This is a genomic window from Pontibacillus yanchengensis Y32, assembly GCF_000770635.1.
Lineage (GTDB): Bacteria > Bacillota > Bacilli > Bacillales > BH030062 > Pontibacillus > Pontibacillus yanchengensis.
Map to the genome: position 1 here is coordinate 1 of NZ_AVBF01000114.1, position 5,155 is coordinate 5,155.

Consider the following 5,155-nt stretch of genomic DNA (forward strand, 5'->3'; position numbering starts at 1 on the left):
GATCAAATGTTTCGTTGTTTTGTTTTGCCGCTTCAAACAGCGACTTAATTAGTATATCATTTTGCCGATATCAAGTCAACAACTTTTTGTTGTTTTTTTCAACTCGGTTATTGATATGTTGTCGCCGTCGTTAGCGCGACATTTACCAATGTACCATTTTTATTAAGATACCGTCAATAACTTTTTGTAAGTTTTTTTGGTTCTTTTAAAAATGTTTGGTTTTCGTTGCCGCTCTTAATGCGACATATAATAATATATCACGGTGATTTTTATCGTGCAATAGATAAATGATATTTATTAAAATTTATCAATATTCTATAAGAATCACTATCAGAGCGACTTCAACTATAATATGAGAAAGCAGCCCTTGCATCAACCCCAAATTATTTGAGATCTTACAAAAACTGCTCTTTTTCATCTTATTGTTTTTTTCTTAACTGATACTTTCGGTGATAAATATGCTGACCTTTGGTTTCTATTTGAACTGTTTCAACTATTTCTTTTTCCACTAAGTACTCCAATAGAGCTCCTAAATCAAGAGAATACGATTGAATCCTTGGATGGATCATTAGTTCCCCGTATGTCCAACCTTCATCTTTTTCCCCCATAATTTGTATGAAGTGACGCGTACAATTAATAGTTCGAGAGTTGATGGCAAATTCAGTAGCAAGTAACATTAACTGAACTCGTTTATCAACTGTCTCTGTACTTTGAATTAATTCTTGATGTAGTTTATAGATTTCAGGTTCTATTTGCTTCACTTGATTCCATACGGTCACTTCAGGATGGAAGCCTTTTTCGATAACGGAGAGTCTCGCAAGATAATGTAAAGAATGAACCATACGACTAAATGCATCCATATACTGCTGGGACTCAAATAAATCTTTACACTCATGATAACTACGGATGAGCTTAGCAAATTCAATCACTTTCTTTAAATCTCTTTTTTCTTGCGGGAAGTTGCGAAGATTTTCTTTCAAGGATTGAATATAATCATTGCGATCAAACAAGACTTTTCCTTCTATTACCCATTCAACCGCTCTACGATAAGCGCTTGTATCTACCCATTGGAGCAATTGATGTTCCTCTACTATATGCATTGCAGCTATTTTGTCCTCAAATTCGTAATGCTTCACAAACCAAGGTTGTTCTGCATCTCTCACTATAATAAGTAGAATTACATCAAAGTTATCAGTTAACGGACTAATTGGTTTCTTCTTTTCTATAATTAAAATTCCTAATGTATTTTTTTGGCTGGCACGTTCTTGGTAAATCGGACGTAACACATCTTCCATGATAGTCTCCCCCAAATACTTTTATATAGTTTTCATTTCGACATATTCATGTAAATTCCTTTTTTCAATACCCGTTTCTGACTTATAATTTATGCTATACTACCATTGTAAGAAGCTTTAGGAGGGAACGGAGTGGGCATTAAGTACTCAAGTAAAATTAATAAAATCCGCACTTTTGCGTTAAGTTTAGTATTTGTTGGGTTCGGCGTCATGTACATTGGCCTTTTCTTTAAAGAGACTATGTGGCTAATGAGTATATTCATGATTCTTGGTATGATATCAGTCGCATTAAGCACGGTTATTTACTTTTGGATTGGCATGCTTTCAACAAAAACAATACAAGTAGTTTGTCCCAATTGTGAAAAGCCAACTAAGATCTTAGGTCGTGTGGATGCATGTATGCATTGCAAGGAACCCCTTACTTTAGATAAAGATCTAGAAGGCAAAGAGTTTGATGAAAGCTACAACTCAAAAAGATACCAAAAAAACACAGAGAATGAAATATAATTCTCCAATATTACTAGAATATAGTATAAAAAGCCCTTATGGGATGCATTTATTCATGCGTCCCATAAGGGCTTTTTTAATAGTACTTTAAAGTCGCGCTTGCACATATTACTGTCATATTGTCATATCTCAAATCCGTTTGTTATCTTCATTGTTTACTTTTTCAAGCATCCGTCTTATCCTTGTCTGCCTTTACAACGAGCACAGGACAATTCGCTTCGTGTAAAACACCCAGCGACACACTACCAAACATTTGTCCTCTTAGAGGACCTCTTCCTCGGGAGCCTATTATAATATATTTAGCGCTTCTTTCTTCTGCTTCCTTACATATTTCATGGATAGGGTACCCAATTCGAACTACTTTTTCATAAGAGATTTGTTGCTTGTCGAGATAGTCTGTTACCTCTTTAAATGCTTCTGCTGCTAATTGATTCTGGTACTCTTTCACGTCTGAAGATGAGAAGAACATCTTTGTGTGCAATGTTTCAATTCGATGCTGCACATTCACAAGAACTAAATTCATTTCGAGTCTGTTCGATAAGTCAATTGCTTCCGTCATGGCATTAAATGAATGTAGAGAGCCATCAATAGGAACAATAATTGAATTTTTCATACTTCAACACCTCTCCAAACCATTTTTGACTTAAGAAAAAGGTTATATTCCATTTAGGATAGTCTATATTTATATTTTACACCATTTAAACCAGGATTGTACGAGGATACCTGGATGTTCATAATTTATTCATAATAAGACTTGGTAATTAAGATATGTAGTAGTTTATTGTAAAAAATCGACCAAGCATAATGGACTGTCTCATTTAAAATGTTCCCATAAAATATAAAAAAAGCTGAAAGCCTCAAATAGAGCTTCCAGCTTTAATGTTGCTGTTTTTTACAATCTTCACATACACCGTACACTTCCATACGATGATGACTTACATCAAAACCTGTAACTTGTTCCGCTAGTGATTCGACTTCATCTAAAATAGGATAGTGGAAGTCTACTATCTTACCACAATCATTACAAATCGCATGGTAGTGTTCACTTGTATTGCAATCAAATCGGCTTGAAGAATCACCATATGTTAATTCTCTAACAAGACCAATTTCTTTAAACACGCGTAAATTGTTATAGACCGTTGCTACGCTCATGTTTGGGAATTTCCCTTCCAATGCTTTATAAATATCATCTGCTGTTGGATGGGACATTGATTGAATGAGATATTCAAGCACCGCATGACGTTGGGGTGTAATACGGACGCCAGAACCTTTTAATGTGTCCAGAGCCTCACTAAGTCGTTGTTCAGACACCGTCATGCACCTCGCTTTCAACAAAGATTATTATTAAACAAGATTATTACATTAAAATTCTTATAAATAGTGTAACCTTTATTTAAAGCAATTGTCAACGCTCAAGCGGCGCCCAACATAAACTTCCCCGTATTCTATACGTCTGCCTGTAGAGGGGTTTCTTTTCCACCTGTCATTTTGTTCACATAACGTGCAGCTACAAATAAAAAGTCAGATAAACGGTTAAGGTAGCTTAACACAAGAGGATTATTTAATTCATCCTTTATTACAACGGCTGACCTTTCTGCTCTTCGTATAATGGTTCTAGCAGAATGTAGCGCCGCAGAGGCTTGATGGCCGGAAGGAAGGATGAAATTTTCTAAAGGATCCAACTCATCCTCCCAAGCGTCTATTTGCTTTTCAAGTTCTTCAATGTGCTCTTTAGTAACTTGCCACTTCACATCTTTTCCTTTAGGGGTAGCCAATTCGGCTCCAACGTGAAAAAGAATCGTTTGAATGCGATGCATGACTTCAGAGAATTTCTCTTCTGCTGGCCAATCTTCTTTACGCAGATGACTAAGCGCAATTCCAATCATAGAATTTGCTTCGTCGCATGTCCCATAAGCTTCTACTCTAATATCATTTTTAGGTACGCGATCACCATAAATGAGAGAAGTTGTTCCTTTGTCGCCACCTCTAGTATAGATTCTCATTATTAATACCCCTTTCTTGGATCAATTTTGTTCAGGTAGTCGTTTGTTCCATTTCGATATTCCTTTAGATTGTGTTCAAAAATTTCCATACCTCTTGGCTGGTAATCTGGTGACACTCCAGAAATATGAGGGGTTACAGTTACATTGAACATTCCCCAAAATGGATGAGCTTCTGGTAAGGGTTCTTGTTCAAACACATCTAAGATTGCATGGGAAATCAACTGTTCCTGCATGACCTCTAACATTACTCGATCATGTACAGCATCCCCTCTACCCATATTTAGAAAGATCGCATGGGAAGGCATTTGTTGAAAGTGTTCTTTTGTAAAGAATCCTTTCGTTTCAGGAGTACTAGGAAGAACGGATACAACAAAATCCGCTTCGGATAATTTAGTAGTTAGTTCACTGTTTGTATAAACCTCATCAAAGTATTCCTTTTCTCTACCACTATTAGATATTCCAATTGTTTTCATCCGAAAAGCCTTTGCTAATCGAGCAACTTCTTGACCAATTGCCCCAGCCCCTGCAATAAGCATCGTCTTGCCTGTTATTTCATTCATGCGTACTTTTTTGTCCCAACGACGCAAACGTTCATTTTCTATAACGGTCTTAGCCTGTCGAGAAACTTGCAAGAGCATGGATATTACATATTCGGCCATCGGAATACTGTGAATCCCTTTTACATTTGTAACAAGAATATCCTTTTCCTCTATTTTACGAAACGGCATTTCATCCAGCCCAGCGGAAAGGACCATAATCCATTTTAAATTAGAGGCTTTCTCAATATGAGCATCTTGTAAATCTTCACCGTATGTAAGTAAAACTTCGGCTTCATGAATAAATGGTTCAGCTTCTGTTATATCTTCACAAAATTGGAATGAAATCTCCGGATATGCTGTTACAAGATGTTCGCGTATATCTCTGCGAATTTTACAGGTTGTTACTACGTTCATAGCTATCCCTCCATCTATACTCTTTCTCTTATCATATCTTTATTTCCTGTTCGTACCCAAATAAATCATCTTATTTAATAGGCAATAGCTGAAGCTAAGACTTTTTAGATACTAAGGTTAAGATCGATCGCGGTACGTAATGCAGTACTACGAACATTGGTCCATTCACAAATGTTTTGTACAGGATTTATAGCTAACATTATTGTTTTATTTTAAAAAATAGGCTGTGTTAAAGTTTGGAGTTGATATAATAATGAAAAAGTTTTATGTTCCTCCATAATAGCACCATTATCTTGAAAACTTTGATTCGAGATATATTGGGTATGAGAGATGTTTCCGTTTCTTTATATGGAATAAAGGTGGCCGTGGAACAACTCGCGTCCTGCCGGCGAGCTGG

6 protein-coding genes are annotated in these 5,155 nt (G+C 36.2%); 1 reads left to right on the forward strand and 5 read right to left on the reverse strand.

Annotated features, from left to right (window positions below):
* Positions 1 to 419 precede the first annotated feature (419 nt).
* Complete coding sequence (locus tag N782_RS20180; protein ID WP_036824769.1) at positions 420 to 1,295, reverse strand: nucleotidyltransferase-like protein; 876 nt, start codon at positions 1,293 to 1,295, stop codon at positions 420 to 422.
* 132 nt (positions 1,296 to 1,427) lie between these two features.
* Between N782_RS20180 and N782_RS20185 the strand changes: the two genes are divergently transcribed.
* Positions 1,428 to 1,802 (forward strand): YgzB family protein, encoded by a 375-nt coding sequence (locus N782_RS20185; protein WP_052111475.1) that lies wholly within the window; start codon positions 1,428 to 1,430, stop codon positions 1,800 to 1,802.
* Positions 1,803 to 1,965: 163 nt separating this feature from the next.
* Here N782_RS20185 and N782_RS20190 read toward each other — a convergent pair whose 3' ends face one another.
* The 4 genes from N782_RS20190 to N782_RS20205 all read right to left on the reverse strand — a co-directional run bounded on the left by N782_RS20190 (position 1,966) and on the right by N782_RS20205 (position 4,758).
* Positions 1,966 to 2,415, reverse strand: a complete 450-nt coding sequence (locus N782_RS20190; RefSeq protein WP_036824772.1) for a universal stress protein — start codon at positions 2,413 to 2,415, stop codon at positions 1,966 to 1,968.
* 263 nt (positions 2,416 to 2,678) lie between these two features.
* The gene (gene perR / locus N782_RS20195) at positions 2,679 to 3,119 is read right to left on the reverse strand and encodes a peroxide-responsive transcriptional repressor PerR (protein WP_036824774.1); all 441 of its coding nucleotides are present in this window, start codon (positions 3,117 to 3,119) and stop codon (positions 2,679 to 2,681) included.
* 128 nt (positions 3,120 to 3,247) lie between these two features.
* Positions 3,248 to 3,805: a cob(I)yrinic acid a,c-diamide adenosyltransferase gene (locus N782_RS20200; protein WP_036824777.1), complete on the reverse strand. Its 558-nt coding sequence runs from the start codon at positions 3,803 to 3,805 to the stop codon at positions 3,248 to 3,250.
* 2 nt (positions 3,806 to 3,807) lie between these two features.
* On the reverse strand, positions 3,808 to 4,758 hold the full coding sequence (locus N782_RS20205) for a D-2-hydroxyacid dehydrogenase (protein WP_036824781.1): 951 nt from the start codon (positions 4,756 to 4,758) through the stop codon (positions 3,808 to 3,810).
* Between the last annotated feature and the right edge of the window lie 397 nt (positions 4,759 to 5,155).

Coding starts and splice junctions, on each gene's coding strand:
- perR (WP_036824774.1), bottom strand. CDS start 3,119: ATGACGGTGTCTGAACAACGACTTAGTGAGGCTCTGGACACATTAAAA.
- N782_RS20180 (WP_036824769.1), bottom strand. CDS start 1,295: ATGGAAGATGTGTTACGTCCGATTTACCAAGAACGTGCCAGCCAAAAA.
- N782_RS20190 (WP_036824772.1), bottom strand. CDS start 2,415: ATGAAAAATTCAATTATTGTTCCTATTGATGGCTCTCTACATTCATTT.
- N782_RS20200 (WP_036824777.1), bottom strand. CDS start 3,805: ATGAGAATCTATACTAGAGGTGGCGACAAAGGAACAACTTCTCTCATT.
- N782_RS20205 (WP_036824781.1), bottom strand. CDS start 4,758: ATGAACGTAGTAACAACCTGTAAAATTCGCAGAGATATACGCGAACAT.